Here is a 23,235-nt window from a genome sequence, read left to right on the forward strand (position 1 = left end):
TATACCGTTCAGTTGAATATAGGAGGAAACTTGCATACAAATAGCTGATCAATTCTTCCTTTCAGCTTTTTCTCTCCTCTCCGAAATATATACCATATTTACTAAATGATATTGTTTCAAAATTGGAATTTATCATCTCTATATTGGAATTCAAAAAAGCAATATTCATGTTAATTTTAGTACAAGTTGAGGTTTTCATCGAAAAACTCAATCGGCCGAATAGTAGTATGAAATGAAAAAAGGAGAAGGAATAAATGAAATATTTATCAATAGTAGCAGTATTTTTATTTTCTTTTGGTTTTGCCACAGAAGGCTTTTCCGAGGAAAATGGTACAAATGTTAGCAAAGATAGACTAACACATACAGAGTTAGATTATCTTGTAAATGAAGTTGGTAATACTGAAGAAGAAGCCGAGGATTTACCTGTTGAAATTGCGAAACAATTAATTGAAGAGGAAGCTCAAGTTATTGATACTGGATCAGAAATCATGGATATATATGTGCCAGAATTTAACAAGCCTGGTCAAGTGCAAATTAGACCATTTGCAACTATCGCTGCTTCAACTTTAAAACTAGGCGGAACGGTATATAAAGTAACTAGTGATCGTAAAAAAGAAGATAAATTTTACATGTATGGTAACTTTCAATGGTTAAAGACACCTTCGTATACTTTAGTTGACAAGATGACTATTGGTTTCCCTTCAAGTTCAGGGCTCTATTTACCAACTAGCGGAGGAAAAGTAACACAACACCAACACAGATATTCCCAAGATCAACAAGGAAATGGGCGATGGATTGATTATGCCATCAAATATTCTCCAAGTAATTGGGAACCAAGTGCTGGTGTGGCTGGTTCGTATGATTTAAAAGCTTCTACTAGTAAAACTAAGCATAAAGGGTATATCGGACAATACGTATATGTTCCAACATCTAAAAATGGTAAAATAAACATAAAAATAGAGTATGGGCATAGAAGAGTTGGTGGTACACCTACTGTGTCCGTTTATCCAGCCGGTTTATCCATTACACCCACTAATACAACAGATACAAGGCCATATGGATTAACTCTGTCTTATTGATTGGTTGTTAGAAAGGGAGGGCCCATGAGGCAAATCATTATTAATTTCATTTTCATTCTAACCATTTCTGTAGGGTTATTTTTTATCCTTAGCTATGATGCATCGTTAGATAGTGATTATATGTTGTCTTTTTTAATTATCATTTCACTGCAGCTTTCTTTAATATTAGCTATTGTATTAAAAAGAAGATAACACAGGGGTTTGTCTAAAAAGACCATAATGAAGTACAAAAAGTAGAACGAAGGAATAAAAAGAAGCGGTCTTAAATCTCGCCTGTAATTCACAAAATAGGGCTTGCAGGTGAATTTTTTAAATTGTTTATAAGCATGTACTTATTTATCTACATTTCCCTTCCAGCTTGTTTAATTACTTAGAACAAATTGGCGCCCTTTGCGTACTTGACGTAAAATCTCAAAAAAATAGAGAATGTTACATTTACTTTTTTGTTCGCTTGTTTCCACAGCCTAGACTCCTCGTGATTACTTCTCTAGAAAACTAATAGGGTAAACGTTTATATCACCTACTCAATTGATTCTTGCTAAGGCAAACGCTTTGTAAATCTAAATATTAAGATAATTTGTGTATGATATCAAAGCTGGTAGGTTATTGAAAATGATTAAGGTGGCATTACATGAATGAAACACATGTGGTGAATTGGTTTGATGTAGGATATCAAGTTACTATATTTATATTATTTCTCCTATTAATTTCTTTCATTGTCGATTTTGTAAAACGAAAAAAGCGTAATAAATAATCTAACTTTTAATATCCAAGTTTAAAGACAGAGTGGCTCAAATAAACCAGGAACGTCTTTAAGGCGTTCTCTTTTAGAATGACAGCCGAACTAGCACCCATCGACTTTTTGTAAGTCTAAAGTCATTTCTGCATGACTCTTCCTTCTCTCGAGCTTAAATAATTTATATCATTTACTTTTCTTTTGATTTTTTTGTAGCAACCAAATAATTAGTAAGAAAAATAATGCCCAAACAATTCTAAAAAATAAATTTTGTATAATGTTGTACTGGTTGAAATGATCATCTTGAATAATGAAAGTCGATAAGATACCTATTATAAAAATAACTATGTACCGTAGCAGCATATATTTACCTCATCTTTATGTTATAAGAACATTTTTCATTTCTGTTTCTCATTACCTCTTAACTTTTTAAACACAAGAACTAATAAATAAAAAAATAACAAAAGTCCTCCAAAATTCAACAATTGCCAAGTAATATCTCCCACAAAAAGACCTCCCTTTTTTTCAAAACCAGTATGCCCCCAAAGCACCTCTGAAGTAGGCAATAACCCTAATAACACTTCAAAACTTTAGCCGACTAGCCTTCTATTCGGTGTCCATTATTCAAACAAACTTTATTAAACAAACAAAGTTCTGCTCATCACCGAAAATATAGACCCCTGTTATTGGAATTATCCTTTTTTCATTTAAAAGACATGCAATTTAGATTACATGCCTTTTAGGCTTACATCTTTAATGTTTGTAGCAATCATAAAGATGATGCTGACTAATACATAATAAATACCTAAAATGCCGAAGACATCACTAAAGAATAAAGAGAATTCTCTACCCTGTAGAAGATACGTTACAATAAATGAACTAACTAGATATAAAACAGGAAGTAATACGAATAATACGATATAAGTAAGTTTTAATTTGTTTGTCAATGTAACACTCCTTATTTACATACACATATTCCTTTATTCACTAATACAAGTCACAACTTACCATAATAAAATAGTATTGGGATGACTTCCAAATAAACTTAAAATCCAGAAAACGCTTAAATTACTTACTCAATTGATTCAGCTACGGCATATGCAGTGGAGATCCAAGCGATAAGGCAATTAATTGTGATATCAAAGCAAGGTTATTGTAAATGATTGAGAGGTGTTGGATATCAAATTAGGCAAAGGACATAAAATCAATATTTATAATACATGATGTATTAACAAAGAGAAAATAGACGTATTGCAGACATAGTTAATCAGTTTTATTCTTCTTCAATTACTTGAAATCCATCATAAGTTTTTAAACTAAATTTTACTTTATTCTTTTCGTCAATCGAATGGATTGTAACTTTAGCACCTAATTTGGTTGAATTTGCACCAGCATACATAATAATTTCTTCATAGTTTTTTCCATTTATTTCGTAGGAAATAGCTAAATTATAGTCCTGGTCAGGAATAAATTTCGTGTTGAAACTAAAAGTATTACTTTCTTTTAATTCAGGGAACTCGCTTAAGACTACCCTCTCTCCATCTCCGTTAACCAGATAGAGTTTAGACTCTGGGATTGTATCTTGGGAAGCATTGTAAACACTTATATTAATACCATCTGGTAAGGTTGAAAATTCTCCTTGTGAAATTTGCTTATAAACATAAAGGGTACCAACAACTAAAATAAATAAGCCCACAGGAATACTTATTAAAAATATTATTTTTTTATTTGTCATACTTTACACCTTTTTCTTTAAATAAAGGCTCTGTTAAAGTTAGTTATTGATACTAACCTAGAAAAAACTGATTAATTGATTCCTCAGACTTCAGTTGTTCCTGTATCAGGTTTTTTAAGTCCTGTTCATTTTCAAATCCATCCAACTTATTGTTGTACCAATCTTGTAATTTCTCTTTTGTTACAGAGAATCCATTGTCTGGAAATTTAAATGTAATCCAATCTACATTTTTGATTAAAGCAAAAAGAAATGTAGAGTTTGATATTACAGTTTCTTTCAGTTCTTTATCTACTTTTTCCGCTTCAATATCATTATATTCCAAAGTAATTCCATATGGTTCTTTCTTGGTTTCAAGTGAAATTTGATTCAACTTTTTGTTGTGTGCCAATTCTTTTACGATATTCCCAACTGCACTGTTATCACCAACATATGAATCCTTATATTGAAACAAATCAGTTTTTGAATCAGCATTTAGACTGCATCCACTTGATAATATCATTAGGGATAACAATGAAATGAAAAAAATGGGAATCCGCTTCACTATATCCTCTTCTTTCATCTAATATTTTCTATCTAATTTTTTCATATTCAACAAAATCCCTCCTAATAATTTCTTATCTTTGAATTTCAATAAAAATAAGATTAAGGAGAATTTAGAGAGACGTAAGCTATCATAAGTATCCGAGATTTTATATACAAAGGATGTTGGTATAAATTCCTTAATATGCTGTTTAGTGCTTTCGTTACTACGACTATCGACAAATAAGAACCGCCACTCCTTAAAATTAATTATATATATAAATAAACTTCTACGCGTTCCAAAAATGAAACACCAGGTTTCATTTTTGAGATAGTAAGAATATGAAATGAATTAAAATTCACTAGTCTCCCTTTAGTAACACTTCTAAAGTCATAGGCCGTCCCCTTCGGTCGCCCCCCTTCCTCCTACTCGTTTGATACCGTAAAATATTGAATATTCAGTTTATTTTTCCGATAAAATAAGGTTATTCACTATCTCGGAAGGGTATAGACCTTTCGATTAGTTTTTTTGAAGGGAGAAATGAGATTATCATGAAATCATCCGTTACATTCATTTTATCCATACTGGTTATTCTCGGGCTTTTGTCCGGCTGTGCTGAAAAGGATCAGCTAGAGGATGAGAGTAAGCTGATTGATAAGGACCAGTTTGTTTTCGCTGCCTCAGGTGAATTCAAGCCATTCAGTTATGTCAATGATGACATGACCGTAACAGGTTTCGATATTGAAGTGGGCGATGCCATTGCCAAGGAACTTAACCTTGAGCCAGTCCCTAAGCGGATTAAATTCAAAGGGATCGTCGAGGGTGTTAAAACCGGCCGGGCGGACGCCGCGGTTGCCAGCCATACGATCAATGAAGAACGAAGTAAACATGTTGCCTTCTCGACCCCCTATTATTACTCGGGGCCCCAAATCTTCGTCCGATCCGATAGCGATATTAAAACGGTTGATGATTTAAAGGGAAAGGAAGTTGCGGCTTCGAAAGGTTCTACATATGCAACCACTGCAGAAAAATATACAAATCATGTAAAAACGTATGACAGTGATATCACCGCGCTTAAAGCGTTGAGCGAAGGACGTCATGATGCCGTCATCACCGACTTCGTCACCGGCAAGGAAGCAGCCAAGGAAGGTTTCGATGTCAAGGGCCGGCAATTGATCGAACGCAGCGAGCAGGCGGTCGTCCTGCCAACCGACAATCCCCAGCTGCTAAAACGGATCAATGAAGCACTTGAGAACCTCCGGAAAGACGGAACGCTCGCGAGGATCAGCAAAAAGTACTTTGGTGAGGACATCACTACTAAGCCGGAATAAAGATTGATAGAAAGGGAGTCATTACATTGCCAAGTTTTTCACATTTTTTCGATACATTATTTAGCTCGTCGGACGTGTTCATCCGTGCCATGCTCCTCACATTGGAACTGACGGTAGTTTCCATTATTGTAGGGATCGTCATCGGTTTGCTTTTTGCCCTTTTAAAAATTTCCAATATAAAGATCCTTGCCTGGATTTCGGATGCTTACGTATTCCTCGTACGGGGAACACCGCTGATCGTCCAAATTTTCATCCTCTACTTCGGTATCAGCAATCTCTTCTTATTGCCTGACTTCTGGGCCGCATCACTCGCCCTTGCCTTCCATAACGGAGCGTATATCTCTGAAATATTGCGCGGTACGATTCAATCGATCGATAAAGGACAAATGGAAGCCGGCCGCTCCCTTGGCATGAGCAATTCACTCACATTGAGGAGAATCATCCTGCCACAGGCCTTCCGCCGTGCATTGCCGCCGCTGGGCAACCAATTCATCATCGGACTGAAGGATTCTTCTCTAGCAGCCTTCATCTCCATGAATGAGCTGTTTAACGTAGCCACTACGCTCGGCTCGAATAATTTCGATGAGATGACGTATTTATTGATCGTAGCGGTCTACTACTTGATTCTTGTGGCATTCCTGACCATTGTCGTCAATTTATTCGAAAAGAAACTGTCCATTAGTGATCGATAGGGGGAATTGAAATGGAACAAAAAGAAATGATTCGCATCAGGAATTTAAATAAATCTTACGGGGATCTGCATGTACTGAAAGATATTGATATGAAGGTATTGGATAGCGATGTGGTATGTCTGATCGGGCCAAGTGGTTCCGGTAAAAGCACCCTGCTTCGCTGCTTGAATTACTTGGAAAAGAAAGACAGCGGGCAAATTCTCATTGAGGGGACGGAGGTCAAGCCAGGCACCCATGATATCAATGAAATCCGCGCGAAAGTCGGAATGGTCTTTCAGCATTTCCATCTCTTCCCGCATATGACGGTCCTTGAAAATGTCATTGAAGCACCCACTCATGTTAAAAAGGTGCCTAAGGCCCAGGCGATTGAAGAAGCAAAGGCATTGCTTGCCAAAGTCGGCTTATCAGATAAGGCCGATGTTTATCCTAGCAAGCTCTCAGGCGGGCAGAAACAGCGTGTTGCCATCGCCCGTGCGCTTGCGATGAAGCCTGATATCCTGCTCTTTGATGAGCCTACCTCCGCCCTCGACCCCGAGCTGGTCGGCGAGGTTCTAACTACGATGAAGGAGCTTGCCCTGGAAGGGATGACGATGGTGGTCGTAACGCATGAAATGAGCTTTGCCCGTGATGTTGGCGACTGGATCGTTTTCATGCATGATGGCCGGGTTGTCGAAAGCGGCCCGCCAAAAGATTTCTTCACAAATCCAAAAGAAGAGCGGACGAAGGAATTCCTGCAAACGACAATCTTTTGATTAGGCAAGGATAATTCGTCCTTCATTGCCGGTTTTCCGTCCTAACACGGAAACAATTCGTCCTAAACAACCGTTATTCCGGCCATGATCGGGAATAATTCGTACTAAACCACCAATATACCGGCCTAGAGCCGACGTCATGATGAGAGCAATTCAGGGTACAATCCTGGATTGCTCATTTTTTTGCCAAGTAATGGTCCTCAACCCATAAACCCCGTGTTCCATGGATATTTCTAGGTTGAAGACGCAAACTATATACTTGATGAATAAACCCCGTTTCCGGCTCGAACATGGAAAAATATCTGTATTTATGGTATATATACAGGTAAAATTAAAAGAAGTATATAAATGAAAGAGGTCGAATTCAGTTGGAAAATAACGCTTCGAATTTTATTAAAACGATCATAAAAGATGATCTGGAGACCGGAAAACATGATCATATCATCACCCGCTTCCCTCCTGAGCCAAATGGATATTTACATATCGGGCACGCCAAATCGATCATTTTGAATTTTGGGGTGGCGGATGATTTCAACGGGAAAACGAACCTGCGCTTCGATGATACCAATCCATTGAAGGAGGACATCGAATATGTCAATTCCATCAAGGAAGACGTTAAATGGCTCGGCTACGATTGGGACAATCTTTTCTTCGCTTCCGACTATTTCGATGAAATGTTTAAAAGAGCTGTGCTGCTCATCAATAAAGGGTTGGCGTACGTGGACGACCTTAATGCCGATCAAATTCGGGAATTCCGCGGAACGCTGACAGAGCCTGGAAAAGACAGCCCCTACCGCAATCGAACGGTCGAGGAAAATCTTGATTTATTTGAAAAGATGCGTAACGGTGAGTTCGGGAACGGTGAAAAGGTGCTGCGTGCCAAAATCGATATGAGCTCGCCGAACATTAACCTGCGCGATCCGGTTATCTACCGCATTTCCCATATCGAGCACCATAACACGGGAAATAAGTGGTGCATTTACCCGATGTATGCCTTTGCCCACCCGATAGAAGACGCCATCGAAGGAGTCACACACTCGATTTGTACTCTTGAGTTCGAGGATCAACGTCCGCTTTATGACTGGATCGTCGAAAATTGTGAAATGGAAAGTAAACCGCAGCAATATGAATTTGGCCGCCTTAATCTGACCAATACCGTAATGAGCAAGCGAAAACTGAAACAACTGGTCGACGAACGCTTCGTGGACGGCTGGGACGATCCCCGGATGCCAACCATCTCAGGCTTGCGCAGGCGCGGGTATACCCCTGAAGCCATTCGGGCATTCTGCCAAGAGATTGGCGTCGCGAAAACAAGCGGTGTCGTGGACTCCCAAATGCTCGATCATTTCGTACGGGAGGATTTAAAGCTGAAGGCCCCACGGACGATGGCTGTGTTGAACCCGCTTAAGGTCGTCATCACCAATTATCCGGAAGGCGAGGTTGAATGGCTGGATGCTGAAATCAATCCGGAAGTTCCGGAAATGGGCATGCGCAAAATCCCATTCTCTCGTGAAATCTATATCGAACAAGACGATTTCATGGAAAATCCGCCAAAAAAATACTTCCGTCTTTTCCCGGGCAATGAAGTCCGTTTAAAGCACGCTTATTTCATTAAATGTGAAGAAGTGATAAAAGACGATGCTGGCAATGTCATTGAGCTTCACTGCACATATGACGTGGAAACGAAAAGCGGATCCGGCTTCACTGGACGCAAGGTAAAAGGGACATTGCACTGGGTCGAGGCTTCGCAAGCAATTCCAGCGGAATTCCGCAACTACCAACCCTTGATCTTGGATTCCGCAGCGGACGATGAAGAAGAAAAAACATTCCTGGAGCGGGTCAATCCGGAATCGATTGAAATTCTACAAGGCTTCGCCGAGCCCAATATGAAAGATGTACAGCCTCAGGATAAATTCCAATTTTTCAGGCATGGCTACTATAATGTCGATCCAAAGCTCACGAAGGCCGATCACCTGGTATTCAACCAAATTGTCGGATTGAAAAGTTCATTCAAGCTGTAACCAAAAAAGAGAACCAGGCCCCGCGGGCACTGGTTCTTTTTCCTGTTCATACATGCTCGTAAAGCTGGATTCCTTGCTTGGAAAGCGCCTGCTTTAACGTGCTATAGGTCGAAACCTGGCTGAAATCAAGCCCTAGCTGGATCGCCGTCTGGGCAACCTCCGGACGAATTCCGGATATGGTCGATTTTATGCCTAATAAATTCAGGGTGCTTATCAATTCAAAGACTTGTTGGGCAACCATCGTATCCAATAGCGTGACCCCCGACAAATCGATGAAAAGGTGAGATACATTTTTGCTGATGCACTTGCTGGGAGTCGTATCCAGGATTTCCTTAGCCCGGTAGGTGTCGATTTCCCCAATCAGCGGCAATACAGCCATGGCGTCAACAATCGGGATGATAGGCGATCCCAATTCATTGATCAAGTTCTGCTGAGCGAGCAGCCGTTTTTTGGTCAACAGATAATATTGCTCAGTGAACTCACGATTCAATTGATCGAATGCCTGGTTAAAAAGCCGGCTCCACCGAATGATCATATCCTTCGAAATGTTATTATCATCCTTAAGCATATGGTCCGTTATGAAGTCCCAGTAAGTTTCCCTTACTTTATTAAGCGCTTCCAGCACCTCGTATATGGGCGTGTCCGATTCAACCCTGCTTTTCGCGACCATTATGGCCCATTCCTCCATATTTTCAATAAAGGAACTTTTATCTTCAAGCAAAGCACTTGTCACGGTCTTGATCGTCAACGTATTCTGCTTCCTCAGAAGCTCCTCGACTTTTGCATCGGTATCCACGGAATAGATCGAACCAGCCTGCTTTTCCCTTAAAGACAGCCATTTTTCCGTAATCGTTGATGAATGATCAAGGATATAGCGATATAAAATTTCATCTACTTTTTCCATTTTTGTTCCCCTATCTCCAAAATTTATTTCACCTTAAAAAGCAACAATAAATCGCCATACCCCTCTTTTTCCATATCAACTCTTGGAATGAAGCGAAGGGCGGCGGAGTTCATGCAATACCTTGTCCCTTTTGGTCCTGGTCCGTCAGGGAATACGTGGCCAAGATGGGAATCGGCATCCCTGCTGCGCACCTCCGTGCGGGTCATTCGATGGCTGAGATCGACTTTTTCATGGACGCTTGCCGACATGATGGGCTTCGTGAAGCTTGGCCAGCCACATCCGCTATCATACTTGTCCCGAGAACAGAATAGAGGCTCCCCAGAAACGACATCGACATAGATGCCTTCTTTAAAGTGATTCCAATAGGCATTATCAAAAGGTGACTCCGTACCATTTTCCTGGGTGACATAAAACTGGATATCGGTCAAAATATCTCTAAGATGGGTGTTATCCTTAGGCCAATGTTGTTTCATGAAGGCTTCCCGTCCTGAGCCTTTGTGATATAAGGCATAGCGAAACTGATTTTTCCGGTGGAATTGTTGATGATACTCCTCTGCTGCGTAAAAAGTTCCTGCTGGTAAAATATTGGTGACGATCGGCTTTTTGAACCGCCCGCTCATCCTCAATTCTTCCTTTGATTGCATCGCTTCCCGTTTTTGGCGTTCATTATGATAGAATATGGCTGCCTTGTATGACTGCCCTCTATCGGAAAACTGGCCGCTGTCATCCGTTGGATCGATCTGGCGCCAAAATATCTCTACTAATTCTTTAAAGGAAATGATCGTTGGATCGAATACGACCTGAACCGCTTCAACATGATCAGTCGATCCGGCGATCACTTGTTTATAACTCGGGTTGGGCGCAACACCGCCCGTATAGCCTGATGTCACCTCGATGATTCCCTCTGTTTCATCAAAGGGAGCGACCATGCACCAAAAACAACCTCCTGCAAAGATAGCCGTTTCATTCTCATTCATTGTCCGCCAACACCCTCTCCGTGACAAGTCATTTTATGTATTATATACCAATACGCCGATACCCCTTCGATTTCGCTATACGAAAGAGGCACTTAGAAGTAATTCCAAGTGCCTCTCATGATAAATCCGCTTTCCATTCAAAAAATGTGGTACTTAAATAATCACACTGACGATGATCGCTGATAGGATGCTGACAAGCGTCGCACCATAAAGAAGCTTCAGGCCGAAACGAGCAACGACATTCCCTTGCTTTTCATGAAGGCCTTTAACTGCACCAGCAATGATTCCAATGGAAGAAAAATTCGCAAAGGAAACCAAGAAAACGGATACGATCCCAATTGTACGATCACTTAACGCCTTTGCGGCATCCCCTAAGCTCAGCATCGCAACGAATTCATTCGTCACTAGCTTTGTCGCCATGATTCCGCCAGCCGTCACGGCTTCTGAAATCGGAACACCCATAATGAAGGCAAATGGAGCAAAGATATAGCCGAGGATTTCCTGGAAGCTGATGCCGATGATCATATCGAATAAGCTGTTGATTCCTGCAATCAGGGCAACGAACCCGATAAGCATCGCTGCAACCGTCATGGCCACTTTAAAGCCATCCATGATATATTCCCCAAGCATTTCGAAGAAAGACTGCTTTTCCGCCCCTTCTTCAACGACAAGGATATCATCATCATCCGTTACCGTATAAGGGTTGATGATCGATGCAATGATGAATCCGCCAAACATATTGATGACAATTGCCGTCACGACATACTTCGGTTCAATCATCGTCATGTAAGCACCGACGATCGACATCGATACCGTTGACATTGCTGAGGCACAAAGTGTATACATCCGTGCTGGCGGAATGGCACCAAGCTGTTTTTTCAAGGTTATGAAAACCTCGGATTGTCCGACGATTGCGGATGCGACCGCATTGTAGGATTCCAATTTACCCATTCCATTTATCTTGCTTAACAGTAACCCGATCCACTTCATGATGAATGGCAGGATTTTAAAGTGCTGTAAGATCCCGATCAATGCCGAGATGAACACGATGGGAAGAAGAACATTTAAAAAGAACGGTGCTGCTCCATCATTTGCAATGCCGCCAAATACGAAGCTAATCCCTTCATTTGCCCATTCCAGAAGCTTTCCAAAGCCATCGGCAATCGAGTTAATGATCACTAACCCGAACTTCGTATTCAATAAAAGATAGGTCAAAATAAGCTGAATGATCACCATGAAGATAATCGGTTTAATTTTAACCTTCTTCCGGTCACTACTCACTAATAAAGCTAGTCCAAAAACAATAAGCAGTCCTAAAATAGCAATCAGAAATTTCATATTCTGCCTCCACTAAGGTGAATTTAATGTTCGTGCATTAATAGTAGGGTACCCTCAAAAAATTTATGCAAACGTTTTCTCTTTCATCCAAAATAGTTGTACGTACCTCTTTAGAACTATATATTAAACTAAAATATTTTGAAGTGCAATCATTATTTCTCTTTTAAAAATGGCAATTAGTTACAAGTTTGATTTTCCCATAAATAAGGAAGGTCCCTTCCTGAGGAACCTTCCCATTTTTTAAAAAGGCATGTAGGATTTTCAGGCTGTTGTCTTTCTCGCCATTAACGAAGTAACGATTCCAGCTCCTCCAATTAAAAGGAGGGTGATGGATGAAGCCAAGCCGCCTGCCCCTTGATAAAAATCAATGTATTTTCCAGCAAGAGAGCTGCCTCGTTGGAAGCCCCCGAAGTTTGGCATCTCTCCTGGCGTTCCGCTGCCATCTCCCCTAGCCTGAGGAGGAGTGCCGATATTGCCGCTCGCATCATTTGAGTCGGTTGCGGCACCCTCCCCTTCGGCTTCACCACCGTTTAACGAATTGTCTGCTGCCCCCGTGTCGCGATCTGCAGGCTGCCCCGCCATCGCTTGGTTTTTCATGGGTGCATCGTCGCTATCGACGAACATCATGATACCGATCACCGCTTGGACGATTAAAAGGACAAAAGCCACGGTCGCCATCAAAAAACGCATTTTACCAAGTTTATTCATCATTGATGATTCCCCTTCTCCAAAAAAATGTTTGTCTGATAATGATTATTAAAAAAACACCTTAATTTTTCCTTAAGCTGCTTGGGAAAAATTAAGGCATTTCAGCCAGACCTACATTTTCTTTTGGTTCCTCGGAAATACGATTTCAAATCGCGTTCGGACATTTTGTTCACTCGTAACCTTGATGTTCCCTTGATGCGCTTGTACAATCCATTTGGCTATCGATAGCCCTAAACCGGATCCTTCATTTGCTGAACGAGATTGTTCCACTTGATAAAATCGGTTGAAAATCAAAGGAAGTTCTTCCTGCGGGATACCCATTCCATTATCTTCGACAGAAAGAATGATCGATGATGCATTCTTGGCGCAGGATAGGGAAATCTCCCCGCCCGCATCCGTGAACTTCATCGCATTATCGACAAGAATCACCAAGAGCTGATGCATCCTTTCTTTGTCCCCATGAAACACCACCTGTTCAGGAGCATGGCTGATGATGGTTTTTTCTTGAAAAGAAGCTATATCAGTATACTGTTCCACGATATCCATAAGTAAGTCGTCGAGAAAAAAATTCGCTTTATTCACCTGGACCTGATTCGAATCGGTCCTGGTCAAGGTCAAAAGTCCGTTAACAAGCTTATTCAAGCGGCGGACTTCCTTTGAAATGATCGATATATCGACGGCTTTTTCCTCGATTGTCGCATTCGGTGATTGGAATAACAAATCAGCCCTTGATTGTATGACGGCAAGCGGTGTGCGGATTTCATGGGAAGCATCCGAAACAAACTGCTGCTGTTGATCCCATGAGCGTTTTACCGGAATAAGGGCCCGTCCTGCCAATAGATAGCCGGCTCCAACTGCCACCAAGCTGCCAATGCCCCCGCCAACGATCAATATGAGCAGCAGGCGATCGAGCATATCTTTTTCGGAATCGACATTCCTGATGAATTGTACGATCAACTCTCCATAATCGGTATCGACCTTGGTGGAAAGAGCGCGATACGTGTAGCCATTCACTGGTATTTCTTCAATCTCATCAAATTTACCAGGGTGAAATTTCGATTCATTGACCTTGAAGTAATCGTCCACGCTAAGTCTAGGCTCGATGATCGTATCTTCCGGTCCCCAAACGATGACACTCGGACCCGGTCCCAGGAGAAATTCACCCTGCGGTCGTCCTCCGGGCATGCCTCCACTGATGAAGCCCCTATAATCCTTTTTCAGTGAATCATTGACATCCCTATAGATTTGATTTTCCGTATAAAAGTAAATCGTGCGGCTTAATATGGCTATCAAGACAATAAAAACGATCGAATTCAATAAAGTTAGTTGAAGTCTTGTTTTTTGGAACATAATGATCCCCTTATGGTTGTTTTAGCATATAACCAATGCCCCTGACGGTTTGAATGTCCTTATGGTAATTGAAGGGTTCCAGCTTTTTCCTAAGATGATGGATGAACACTTCGACAATCGCAATCGTCGTATCCGAGTCGAATCCCCAAATACGGTCAAAAATTTGCTCACGGGTCAATATTTTCCCCTTGTTTTGAATGAGGTACTCTAATAGTTCGTACTGCTTCACGGTCATCTTGATGACCTTCCCATCGACCGAAATATCCTTTTCTTTTTCCAGCAATTCGATTCCACGGTACTTCACATGCTGGGAAAGCGTTATGATGCCGCTTCTGCGAAGAAGTGCGCGAATCCTTGCCTTAAGCTCCGGAGCCTGGAATGGTTTGACCAAGTAATCATCACCGCCCGTCTCAAGGCCCTTGACACGATCCTCCAAGCCGTCCTTTGCCGTCAAGAACAATACGCTTGTATCGATTTTTGCCTCCCTGATCTTCCGGACGATTTCGAATCCATCCATTCCCGGAAGCATCACGTCCAATAGGATGATATCGTAAATGCCTTGCAGGGCCATGAACAGCCCATCCTCCCCATTTGTCTCTGTATCGACTTCGTATTCATCCGCCAGAATTTGCCGGATCGATTCCAATAATGACGCATTATCTTCCACCACCAAAATCTTCATGAAGAGTTCCCCCTGACCGTTTCACATGCTATTTATGTTGATTTTATCCTTTTTCAAATACAAAAGAAAGCGGACATATCCATAGCCGCTTTCTTTAAAATTTGTATGCTATTCGTGGTGCAGTGCCTGGATCGGATTCAATTTCGATGCCTTATTGGCAGGGAACACACCAAAGATCACCCCGATCAATATCGAGAATAAGAAGGCAAGCAGAGTCACTGGCCATGAATAGCTTATCGATAATGTGGAAAAAGCTGAAATCGACTTTGCGATTCCCAACCCGATTGCCACTCCTGCCAATCCCCCAAAGCAGCTCAAGACGATCGCTTCTATTAAAAACTGGAGCAGGATCGATTTCTGGTTCGCCCCGATTGCCTTTCGAATCCCGATTTCCTTCGTCCTCTCAGAGACGGAAACCAACATGATGTTCATGATGCCAATGCCTCCCACTAGCAGCGAAATGCTGGCAATGCCGCCAAGCATCAATGTGAATGTACCGGACACGGAGCTCATCGTTTCCATCAAATCTTCTTGATTGGTTACGGAATAATTATCACTTTGACCAGGGAATGAAGTGGTCATCACACCTTGAACCTGGTACATCGCCCGTTCCACGATCTCCTCGTTCTTGGCTTTTAGATAGATGGTCCCGATCGTCGTGCTGCCCGTTGCCCGTTCGGCTGAGGTGATCGGCGCAATGATTACATCATCGCCGCTCGAGCCCATGGATGTGCCTACTGATTTCAGCACACCGATCACCCGATAGGAAACACCGCCGATGAGAATGTTTTGATCGATTGGGTTTTGATTTTCAAAAAGCGTGCTTGCCGTATCCGATCCAAGGATAACGACCTTGGATCGTAATTCCGTTTCCAGATCCGTCAAAAAGCGCCCTTGACCAAGCTCCAGATCCCGAACTGATAAATACGCTGAAGTGGCACCTGTCATGGAAACCTGTGCCGAATTTTGACCGTTTTTTGCATATACGCGCCCCGTGACGACAGGCGCGACATCGGTTATCCCGTCAAGCTTCTTAAATTGATTGATCGTCTTCTCCGTCAGCTCCACGGAATCCGTATCGGCTACGCTTACCGTCAATAGATTCGTACCCAGGCTATTGATCTCGTCTTGAACGGACTGTGAGGATCCTTGCCCGATCGAAACGAGGACAATGACGGAGGCAACGCCAATAATGATGCCAAGCATGGTTAAAAAAGCACGGACCTTATTGGTTTTGATAGAGCGTAAGGCCATCTTCATCGATTCGCTCAGGTTCAATCCAATCACCCCCATTTTCAAACAGCTGTCCATCCTGGATCCGAGCGACACGAGTGGCTTCCTTTGCCACTTCCAGGTCATGGGTGATAAGGATGATCGTTTGTCCGTTTTCGTGTAAACCTTTCAGCATCTGGAGCACTTCTTTACTTGTTTTACTATCAAGCGCCCCCGTCGGCTCGTCCGCCAATAAAACGGGAGGGTTGCCCGCCAGTGCCCTTGCGATTGCCACCCTTTGCTGCTGTCCGCCGGAAAGCTGATTCGGCAAATGATTCATCCGGTCGCCCAGGCCTACCCTATCAAGACAGGCAACGGCAGCTTCTCTTCTCTCCTTCACGCCCACGCCTCTATAGACAAGGGGAAGCTCGACATTTTCCAACGCCGTCAACTTCGCCAACAGATTGAAATTCTGAAAGATGAATCCGATTTTAATATTACGAATGGCAGCTAACTCATTGTCCTTCATTTTTTCGACTTCTTTTTCATCAAGAAGATATTTCCCTGTATCAGGTTTATCCAGGCAGCCTATCATATTCATGAACGTCGATTTCCCTGAACCGGATGGACCGATGATGGAAATGAAGTCGCCTTTATTGACGATAAGACATACGTCCTGGAGTGCCTTAACGGTTTCACCGCCCAGTTCATATGATTTGGACATGTTTTGGATGTTGATGATGGGTTTCGCCATTTTACTGACCTCCCCTGTCGCTCGGCATTCCGCCTCCGCTAGGCATTTGCATTCCTCCGCCGCTAGGCATTTGCATCCCTTGGCCGCCCCTCATTCCATTGGAGCCGCCGCCTGTCCGGTTTTCATTGGAGATCGTTATCGGTAACGAAATCTCCTGCCCCTCTTCCAGTCCAGAAGTTAATTCAATATATCTATCATTATTGATTCCGGTCTCGACCATGGTTTTCGTACCAGTACCGGCAGCCACATCCGTTACGCCTGCTTGCTGGACATTGACATATTTCTTTTCACCATCGCTCTGGACTGCTTCGATTGGTACGTACAGGACATCTTTCGCATGATTCGTCAAAATGCTCACCTCTGTCGACATCCCAATTTTTATATCGCGTGGTTTGTCGATTTGAATCGTGACATCGAATGAAGAGACGCCATTTTCATACGTGCCTTCCTTTGCTACAGTGGTCACCTTCCCCGTGAACGTTTCATCTTCGAAGGCACTCGCTTTTATATCGACCGTTTGTCCTTTTTTCACGCTTGGGATATCCAGTTCATCAACACTGACCGTTGTTTTCAACTTTTTATAATCCGTAACATGTGCCACCGCATCGCTGCCTGATATTCGGTCGCCCGCCTCAACATCCAATGTGGTTACCGTACCATCGAATGGGGCGGTTATCGGGTCACTTCCATCCGTGAAAGTAATCAGTTCATCACCCTTTTCCACCAATTCATTCTTCTCTACAAGCACCTCATCCACCTCTGCCGTTACCGAGGAAGTGATGTCCTCACTATTGACTGCAGCAACAGAGCCCGAACCGCTTATCTGGACTTCAAGATCTCCCTTTTCTACTTTGGCCGTCACTGACCTCGCAGCAGCGGGCTCCGCTTTTTCCTTCATGAAAAACCAAACCGATCCCCCAATGACGAGCACCAATACCGCAATAAGCATTAACCACTTTTTCATCTTTTTTCTCCTTTCAGATTTCCTTTGCTGAAAGCAGTATCGCCAACGAAGCTTAATTTTTCCTTAAGGGTCGTTTTAACGTATGCAAATTGGGCTTTGCGCTTGAAAGCCTACTCTCCGGTAATGTGGCCATTCGCCAATATTTATAATCCATTCGTGTCGAAGGAAAAAGGAACGATTTGTAAAATTTGAATTTACAATATATTCAGATAAATATATACTAAAGGCTGGTACCACAAAAATTGGAAATCTGCACCAAATTTGAATGAATGAAGGGGGAACCACTTTGGCAACAAACGATTCCATTGCAAAACAAGCGGAAGTAAGTGCTTCCGCAGACTACAGCAAAATCGTCCAAACCCATTCTTTTCAAGAGCTGCTGAGGAAAAAACGCAATTTCATCGTTCCGCTATCCATTTTTTTCATGGTCTTTTATTTCACCTTACCTATCCTTACTTCCTATTCGAAAGTTCTTAACTCCAATGCCTTTGGTGGCATCAGCTGGGCGTGGGTCTTTGCTTTTGCCCAGTTCATCATGACTTGGACCTTATGCATTCTATATTCGAAGAAAGCAGCACATTTTGACCAATTAGTTGAAAAAATCGTTAAAGAAGCGAAAGGGTAAGGGTGGAAAATCATGAATATGCTCGCTTTCATCTTATTTTTACTCATTGTTGGCTTAACATTGGTGATTACCTATTTTGCTTCACGGCGCACAAAAACGACCGCCGACTTTTATACGGCGGACAGCAGCCTCTCCGGTTGGCAGAATGGCTGGGCGATTGCAGGTGATTATATGTCTGCTGCCTCCTTTCTTGGCATCGCCGGGATGGTCGCACTATCCGGGTTCGATGGTTTTTTCTACAGCATCGGATTTCTTGTCGCCTACCTGGTCGTCCTCTATATCGTTGCCGAACCGCTGCGTAATCTTGGCAAATATACCTTGGCGGACATGATTGCTGCCCGCTTCAATGAGAAAAAGGTGCGCGGGGTCGCTGCGCTTAACACCATTTCCATATCCACTTTTTATATGATCGCCCAGCTTGTCGGTGCAGGTGCCCTCATAAAACTTTTACTCGGAATTGATTATCTGTACTCGGTCATCATCGTAGGGATTTTAATGACCGTTTACGTAGTTTTCGGCGGGATGACGGCAACCAGTTGGGTCCAGATCGTCAAAGCCGTGTTATTGATGGCTGGTACATTCATCATCTCCTTGATCGTGTTGGCAAAATTCGACTTTAGCGTGATCGAGATGTTCAAACAGATGAAAACCGCAACCCCTTTAGGCGGTGATTTCCTCAATCCGGGGAATAAATTCAAGGATCCATTGGATACCCTTTCGCTTAATTTGGCGCTCGTCCTCGGGACAGCGGGACTTCCTCATATTCTCATCCGGTTCTTCACGGTAAAAGACGCGATTACCGCCAGAAAGTCGGTCGTATATGCCACATGGATCATCGGCATCTTTTATATCATGACGATTTTCCTTGGATTCGGAGCGGCGGCTTTCGTTGGTTATGACAAAATCATTGCTGCGAATGCTGCAGGGAATATGGCCGCCCCGCTGCTTGCCGATGCCATCGGCGGCGACTTCCTGTTCGCCTTCGTTTCTGCAGTTGCCTTCGCCACCATCTTGGCCGTTGTCGCCGGACTCGTCCTATCGGCTGCCTCTGCCTTTGCCCATGACTTTTATGGCCATATCATTCGCAAAGGCCAGGCCACAGACAAAGAACAAGTCGTTGCAGCTCGTTGGGCATCGATTGGGGTATCGATCCTTTCCATCATCCTTGCGTTGTTTGCCCAAAACATGAATGTCGCTTTCCTTGTGTCCCTTGCCTTTGCAGTGGCTGCCAGTGCCAATCTGCCCATCATCATCTTCACGGTATTCTGGAAACGCTTTAACACGGCCGGAGCTGTCACAGGGATGATTGTCGGGCTGGCCAGTTCTTTAATTCTTGTTTTCCTTAGCCCCAATGTCTGGTCCCCTATAGAGGGTGCGGCCATATTCGTCGGCGAACCAATATTCCCGCTTGCCAATCCAGGCATCATTTCGATTCCCATCGGCTTCATTGCCGCCATAGCCGGAACATTGCTCTCTAGCAAGAAAGCCGATGCCAAAAAATATGACGAAATTTTGGTGACGGCCAACACGGGAATGAAAGATCCCTTGTAACGGTAAATCATTATTTTGAAATACAAAAAAAGAAAGGCGAACAGGCCTCAGCGCCTGCTCGCCTTTCTTTTTTGCCTAATTCCTCAATCTCATCTTTCTTCTATTGTACTTGATTACCAATTGGTTCATCACTTCCGCAAAAATCAGTCCCATCGCAATGGCACCCGCCAGCATGAAAACCTTGGCTGCCATTTGAACCGCTACATAAAAGTCATTGACGACAAAATGCTTCATTGCATTATATGACAGACCTCCAGGCACGAGGGGAATGATTCCCGATACATTGAATATCGTGATCGGCGTTTTGAATCTTTTAGCAAAATACTGGCTGATGACCGCCACGACAAAGGCCGCGGACAGCGTCGCCATGATGCTGTCTATCTCATTTTGAACCAAGACATAGTATAAGATCCATCCAATCATCCCAACACATCCACATTGGAACAAGGAGCTTTTCGGTACATTAAAGATGACTCCAAAGGCGGCTGAGGCAATGAAACTTGTTATAAGCTGTGCTAACATCCTTTCTCCTCCCTAAAATCATAAGAACACAAACGCAGCCGATATCCCTGCCCCGATCGCTAAAGCGGTCAAACCTGCATCCGCTCCCTTGGAAAGTCCCGAAACCAAATGCCCAGCAATCAAATCCCTGGCTGCATTCGTAATTAACAGCCCTGGAACAAGCGGCATCACTGCACCGATGATGATCGTGTCCAAGTGACTTCCTACGCCGATGTACACAAAGAACATGGCAACCAAGCCCACCACCAAAGAGGCGATGAATTCAGCAAAAAAACGAACCTCCAGCAGCCTATGTAAATAAAGCAGACAGGAAAAGCCCATGCCTCCCGCTATGCAGGACCAGATGAAATCATTCCATTGCCCTTGGAACATGATCAAAAAGCAACCGCTCGCTATGAAGGCAGCAAAAATCTGGACCCAGAGGGGATACCCCATTCCCGCATTTTCTATTTGCTTTAACCGTGAAAAAGCCTCTGCTGGTGTCATTTCCTTGCTCGAGATGCTCCGGGAAATGCTATTGACCAAGGTTACCTTGTGTAGATCCGTGGACCTCGTTGAAACCCGAATCAATTTGGAGGCTGGATGCATGCCGTCCAGGGAAAAAATAATTCCCGTCGGGGTCGAGAAGCTGTGTGAATCCGCGCACCCAAACGCTGCGGCAATCCGGACCATCGTATCTTCCACCCGTGAGGTTTCCGCTCCGTTCTGGAGCATGATTTTCCCCGCAAGTAAACATACATCTATAATTTCATTGTATGGTATCTGTTCATCCATATTATCCTCTCCATCACTTCCGCGTGAGTTTCTCTCATTCTAAGAATCACGAACTTATCCGCTTAAATCCACCTCATAATAGCCCAATTCCCGTGAAAAGGATATAAAAATGTTCATTCAGGCTCATCTTTATTCCAGTATTCCCTTTATTGCTGGCTAAAACCACTCATATCGAGGAATTTGTGAACGCCACTTTCCTAAAAAAACCATAATATTTGGATATTAGTGGTAGAATACGATTGGAACAGGAAGGTTTTAGTGGACTTGATTTCAGCTTTTCAATCCATTTGGGCTGCCGGCCATTTTTAAAGGAGGGAAATATGGAAATTCTAGTTGGATTGGCTCTTCTTCTTATCGTATATTTTTCTTCAAATATCATTGAGAAAAGATTGAAGAATATCGAAGAACAAAATACTCGTGTCATAAAGGTCTTAGAGGAAATCAGAGATAAGAAGTAGCACGGTTTTTATTCATATTGGGCAAGGCCATAATAGCCGGAAACCACGGCTATTAGTCCATGAAAATAAAAAAATAAATTCATTTTTTAAAAAAAGTGATCCAAACCCATCCCTCTCCCCGTTTATTAGGTGTAAAGAAAAACGGAGTTAAACAGAATGAATGAGGAGAGTGGATAAAATGAGATTCAGTAAAAAATTGATCATCCCTGTTTTAGGTGCTTCATTGTTAATGCCAACGATGGCAAATGTGAGTGCTGAGGAAATGAAGCCAACAGCCGTTACACCGGCAGCCGATTTACGGGCTGACCTGGACTACTTATTATCCGAACACTTCACATTGGCGGTAGCAGCCATGACAACGGCGTACGAGGGATCTAAAGATGCAGACGAAGCATTCAAAGCGCTGGATCAAAATGCCGTTGATATGGAACCGGCCATTGCCTCCATTTATGGAGAAAAAGGCGCTGCCGAATTCGAGAGGATTTTCCGGGAGCATAATAACTATACAGATGATTTCGTGAAAGCGACAAAGGATAAAGACGAAGCTGCCATGGCAGAAGTTGATAAAGAAGTTGAACAATTCGTAAATGAATTTGCGAAGTTTTTAAGTACAGCCACTGAAGGTAAACTCCCTGAAGCTGCAGCCAAAGAAGCGCTTCGCATGCATGAAGACCAAGTAAAAGAAACATTTGAAGACTACGTAGAAGGCGATTATGAAGGTGCTGCCAAAACATATCGTGAAGGCTTCCAGCATATGTTCGACATCAGTAAAGCGCTATCCACTTCTATTGTAACGCAAATGCCGGATAAATTTGAAAATTCAAAAGCGGACACACCTGCCGCTGATTTACGTTCTACATTGAACAGTTTGGCAGCTGAACACTTTGCTTTAGCCACAATGGGCATGCAAAAAGGCTTCGAAGGGGCAAAGGACTATGACTATATCGGTTGGTCCGAAAATGCCAATACAGCTGATTTCAAAGCGGCAATCGGTTCAGTGTATGGTGATGAAGGCGCTGCCCAATTCGAAAAAATCTGGCAGGGAGATCACATCAATGCACAAGCTGAATTCGTAAGTGCACAAATAAAGGGTGATGAAGCAGGCGAGCAGGCAGCAAAAGATAAGCTCCATAAGTTTGCACAAGAGTTTGGTACATTCCTAGGCAGTGCAACAGGAGAGAATCTGCCAACGAAGGCAGCTCAAGAAGCGGTTAAAGCACATGAAGATACTGTCATCAAAACATTTGAACAATACGTAGCGGGCGACTATGCCGGCAGCTATGACACATACCGTGAAGGGTACAAATTAATGTTTGGTGTCGGTCAAGCGCTTGGCGATGCCATCGTCAAACAAAACCCAGACAAGTTTGCCGGAACGGCGATGCCATCCGATATGCCGAAAACAGGCATGGGCGGTGCTTCCGAACAAACAACGAACCCACTGACAATCATGTGGACAGCGTTAGGTTCATTAGCAGCGTTAATGGCAGTCGTGGTCGTACGTAAAAGAAAACTGTCTAAATAAGAAATACCAAATTTTCCTTACACTA

22 protein-coding genes and 1 pseudogene are annotated in these 23,235 nt (G+C 42.9%); 9 read left to right on the top strand and 14 right to left on the bottom strand.

Going from position 1 to position 23,235, the window contains the following annotated elements; translation table 11 throughout:
• The first annotated feature begins 254 nt into the window (after nt 1–254).
• Complete coding sequence (locus QNI08_RS13980) at nt 255–1,079, top strand: hypothetical protein (RefSeq protein ID WP_285768025.1); 825 nt, start codon at nt 255–257, stop codon at nt 1,077–1,079.
• A 2,009-nt stretch (nt 1,080–3,088) separates the two neighbouring features.
• Here QNI08_RS13980 and QNI08_RS13985 read toward each other — a convergent pair.
• From QNI08_RS13985 to QNI08_RS13995, 3 genes and pseudogenes are all read right to left on the bottom strand, one after another.
• Nucleotides 3,089–3,550, bottom strand: a complete 462-nt coding sequence (locus QNI08_RS13985) for a hypothetical protein (protein ID WP_285768026.1) — start codon at nt 3,548–3,550, stop codon at nt 3,089–3,091.
• Between the two features lie 52 nt (nt 3,551–3,602).
• A complete protein-coding gene (locus QNI08_RS13990; protein WP_352231222.1) occupies nt 3,603–4,109 on the bottom strand; it encodes a DUF4825 domain-containing protein in 507 nt (168 codons plus the stop codon).
• 84 nt (nt 4,110–4,193) lie between these two features.
• A pseudogene (locus QNI08_RS13995) lies at nt 4,194–4,319 on the bottom strand (IS1595 family transposase); the annotation flags it as partial.
• A gap of 302 nt (nt 4,320–4,621) precedes the next feature.
• Between QNI08_RS13995 and QNI08_RS14000 the strand changes: the two are divergent.
• From QNI08_RS14000 to QNI08_RS14015, 4 genes are all read left to right on the top strand, one after another.
• Nucleotides 4,622–5,401, top strand: coding sequence for a transporter substrate-binding domain-containing protein (locus QNI08_RS14000; RefSeq protein WP_285768027.1), 780 nt, complete (start codon nt 4,622–4,624; stop codon nt 5,399–5,401).
• 26 nt (nt 5,402–5,427) lie between these two features.
• Entirely contained in the window at nt 5,428–6,093 is a 666-nt protein-coding gene (locus QNI08_RS14005; protein ID WP_285768028.1) for an amino acid ABC transporter permease, read from the top strand.
• A gap of 11 nt (nt 6,094–6,104) precedes the next feature.
• Complete coding sequence (locus QNI08_RS14010) at nt 6,105–6,845, top strand: amino acid ABC transporter ATP-binding protein (protein WP_285768029.1); 741 nt, start codon at nt 6,105–6,107, stop codon at nt 6,843–6,845.
• Between the two features lie 368 nt (nt 6,846–7,213).
• On the top strand, nt 7,214–8,866 hold the full coding sequence (locus QNI08_RS14015) for a glutamine--tRNA ligase/YqeY domain fusion protein (protein WP_285768030.1): 1,653 nt from the start codon (nt 7,214–7,216) through the stop codon (nt 8,864–8,866).
• Nucleotides 8,867–8,912: 46 nt separating this feature from the next.
• On the opposite strand, the gene QNI08_RS14020 is transcribed toward QNI08_RS14015, so the two are convergent.
• From QNI08_RS14020 to QNI08_RS14060, 9 genes are all read right to left on the bottom strand, one after another.
• Complete coding sequence (locus QNI08_RS14020; RefSeq protein ID WP_285768031.1) at nt 8,913–9,770, bottom strand: STAS domain-containing protein; 858 nt, start codon at nt 9,768–9,770, stop codon at nt 8,913–8,915.
• 23 nt (nt 9,771–9,793) lie between these two features.
• Complete coding sequence (msrB, locus tag QNI08_RS14025) at nt 9,794–10,747, bottom strand: peptide-methionine (R)-S-oxide reductase MsrB (RefSeq protein WP_285768032.1); 954 nt, start codon at nt 10,745–10,747, stop codon at nt 9,794–9,796.
• A gap of 153 nt (nt 10,748–10,900) precedes the next feature.
• Entirely contained in the window at nt 10,901–12,085 is a 1,185-nt protein-coding gene (locus QNI08_RS14030) for a NupC/NupG family nucleoside CNT transporter (RefSeq protein ID WP_285768033.1), read from the bottom strand.
• Between the two features lie 261 nt (nt 12,086–12,346).
• Nucleotides 12,347–12,796: a hypothetical protein gene (locus QNI08_RS14035; RefSeq protein ID WP_285768034.1), complete on the bottom strand. Its 450-nt coding sequence runs from the start codon at nt 12,794–12,796 to the stop codon at nt 12,347–12,349.
• A gap of 108 nt (nt 12,797–12,904) precedes the next feature.
• Nucleotides 12,905–14,143 carry a sensor histidine kinase gene (locus tag QNI08_RS14040; protein WP_285768035.1) on the bottom strand — a complete coding sequence of 413 codons (1,239 nt, stop codon included), beginning with the start codon at nt 14,141–14,143 and terminating at the stop codon, nt 12,905–12,907.
• Between the two features lie 10 nt (nt 14,144–14,153).
• Entirely contained in the window at nt 14,154–14,825 is a 672-nt protein-coding gene (locus QNI08_RS14045) for a response regulator transcription factor (protein WP_285768036.1), read from the bottom strand.
• 108 nt (nt 14,826–14,933) lie between these two features.
• Nucleotides 14,934–16,118 carry an ABC transporter permease gene (locus QNI08_RS14050; protein ID WP_285768122.1) on the bottom strand — a complete coding sequence of 395 codons (1,185 nt, stop codon included), beginning with the start codon at nt 16,116–16,118 and terminating at the stop codon, nt 14,934–14,936.
• Entirely contained in the window at nt 16,051–16,791 is a 741-nt protein-coding gene (locus tag QNI08_RS14055) for an ABC transporter ATP-binding protein (RefSeq protein WP_285768037.1), read from the bottom strand. Before QNI08_RS14055 ends, QNI08_RS14050 begins: the two co-directional genes overlap by 68 nt.
• A gap of 1 nt (nt 16,792) precedes the next feature.
• Entirely contained in the window at nt 16,793–17,755 is a 963-nt protein-coding gene (locus QNI08_RS14060; RefSeq protein ID WP_285768038.1) for an HlyD family efflux transporter periplasmic adaptor subunit, read from the bottom strand.
• Nucleotides 17,756–18,020: 265 nt separating this feature from the next.
• On the opposite strand from QNI08_RS14060, the gene QNI08_RS14065 reads away from it, so the two are divergent.
• Together QNI08_RS14065 and QNI08_RS14070 are read left to right on the top strand one after the other, a co-directional pair.
• Nucleotides 18,021–18,380 (top strand): DUF485 domain-containing protein, encoded by a 360-nt coding sequence (locus tag QNI08_RS14065; RefSeq protein ID WP_483313777.1) that lies wholly within the window; start codon nt 18,021–18,023, stop codon nt 18,378–18,380.
• Between the two features lie 12 nt (nt 18,381–18,392).
• The gene (locus tag QNI08_RS14070; RefSeq protein ID WP_285768040.1) at nt 18,393–19,931 is read left to right on the top strand and encodes a solute symporter family protein; all 1,539 of its coding nucleotides are present in this window, start codon (nt 18,393–18,395) and stop codon (nt 19,929–19,931) included.
• 75 nt (nt 19,932–20,006) lie between these two features.
• Here QNI08_RS14070 and QNI08_RS14075 read toward each other — a convergent pair whose 3' ends face one another.
• Together QNI08_RS14075 and QNI08_RS14080 are read right to left on the bottom strand one after the other, a co-directional pair.
• Nucleotides 20,007–20,453: a threonine/serine exporter family protein gene (locus QNI08_RS14075; RefSeq protein WP_285768041.1), complete on the bottom strand. Its 447-nt coding sequence runs from the start codon at nt 20,451–20,453 to the stop codon at nt 20,007–20,009.
• An 18-nt stretch (nt 20,454–20,471) separates the two neighbouring features.
• Complete coding sequence (locus QNI08_RS14080) at nt 20,472–21,227, bottom strand: threonine/serine exporter family protein (RefSeq protein ID WP_285768042.1); 756 nt, start codon at nt 21,225–21,227, stop codon at nt 20,472–20,474.
• A gap of 320 nt (nt 21,228–21,547) precedes the next feature.
• On the opposite strand from QNI08_RS14080, the gene QNI08_RS14085 reads away from it, so the two are divergent.
• Together QNI08_RS14085 and QNI08_RS14090 are read left to right on the top strand one after the other, a co-directional pair.
• Entirely contained in the window at nt 21,548–21,685 is a 138-nt protein-coding gene (locus QNI08_RS14085) for a hypothetical protein (RefSeq protein WP_285768043.1), read from the top strand.
• 178 nt (nt 21,686–21,863) lie between these two features.
• A complete protein-coding gene (locus tag QNI08_RS14090; RefSeq protein ID WP_285768044.1) occupies nt 21,864–23,210 on the top strand; it encodes a copper amine oxidase in 1,347 nt (448 codons plus the stop codon).
• Nucleotides 23,211–23,235 lie beyond the last annotated feature (25 nt).

This window comes from Peribacillus folii, assembly GCF_030271255.1.
Lineage (GTDB): Bacteria > Bacillota > Bacilli > Bacillales > DSM-1321 > Peribacillus.

Coding starts and splice junctions, on each gene's coding strand:
- QNI08_RS14085 (WP_285768043.1), top strand. CDS start 21,548: ATGGAAATTCTAGTTGGATTGGCTCTTCTTCTTATCGTATATTTTTCT.
- QNI08_RS14065 (WP_483313777.1), top strand. CDS start 18,021: ATGAATGAAGGGGGAACCACTTTGGCAACAAACGATTCCATTGCAAAA.
- QNI08_RS13980 (WP_285768025.1), top strand. CDS start 255: ATGAAATATTTATCAATAGTAGCAGTATTTTTATTTTCTTTTGGTTTT.
- QNI08_RS14070 (WP_285768040.1), top strand. CDS start 18,393: ATGAATATGCTCGCTTTCATCTTATTTTTACTCATTGTTGGCTTAACA.
- QNI08_RS14075 (WP_285768041.1), bottom strand. CDS start 20,453: ATGTTAGCACAGCTTATAACAAGTTTCATTGCCTCAGCCGCCTTTGGA.
- QNI08_RS14060 (WP_285768038.1), bottom strand. CDS start 17,755: ATGAAAAAGTGGTTAATGCTTATTGCGGTATTGGTGCTCGTCATTGGG.
- QNI08_RS14035 (WP_285768034.1), bottom strand. CDS start 12,796: ATGATGAATAAACTTGGTAAAATGCGTTTTTTGATGGCGACCGTGGCT.
- QNI08_RS14055 (WP_285768037.1), bottom strand. CDS start 16,791: ATGGCGAAACCCATCATCAACATCCAAAACATGTCCAAATCATATGAA.
- msrB (WP_285768032.1), bottom strand. CDS start 10,747: ATGAATGAGAATGAAACGGCTATCTTTGCAGGAGGTTGTTTTTGGTGC.
- QNI08_RS14010 (WP_285768029.1), top strand. CDS start 6,105: ATGGAACAAAAAGAAATGATTCGCATCAGGAATTTAAATAAATCTTAC.
- QNI08_RS14050 (WP_285768122.1), bottom strand. CDS start 16,118: ATGGGGGTGATTGGATTGAACCTGAGCGAATCGATGAAGATGGCCTTA.
- QNI08_RS14020 (WP_285768031.1), bottom strand. CDS start 9,770: ATGGAAAAAGTAGATGAAATTTTATATCGCTATATCCTTGATCATTCA.
- QNI08_RS13985 (WP_285768026.1), bottom strand. CDS start 3,550: ATGACAAATAAAAAAATAATATTTTTAATAAGTATTCCTGTGGGCTTA.
- QNI08_RS14090 (WP_285768044.1), top strand. CDS start 21,864: ATGAGATTCAGTAAAAAATTGATCATCCCTGTTTTAGGTGCTTCATTG.
- QNI08_RS13990 (WP_352231222.1), bottom strand. CDS start 4,109: ATGAAAGAAGAGGATATAGTGAAGCGGATTCCCATTTTTTTCATTTCA.
- QNI08_RS14030 (WP_285768033.1), bottom strand. CDS start 12,085: ATGAAATTTCTGATTGCTATTTTAGGACTGCTTATTGTTTTTGGACTA.
- QNI08_RS14045 (WP_285768036.1), bottom strand. CDS start 14,825: ATGAAGATTTTGGTGGTGGAAGATAATGCGTCATTATTGGAATCGATC.
- QNI08_RS14080 (WP_285768042.1), bottom strand. CDS start 21,227: ATGGATGAACAGATACCATACAATGAAATTATAGATGTATGTTTACTT.
- QNI08_RS14000 (WP_285768027.1), top strand. CDS start 4,622: ATGAAATCATCCGTTACATTCATTTTATCCATACTGGTTATTCTCGGG.
- QNI08_RS14040 (WP_285768035.1), bottom strand. CDS start 14,143: ATGTTCCAAAAAACAAGACTTCAACTAACTTTATTGAATTCGATCGTT.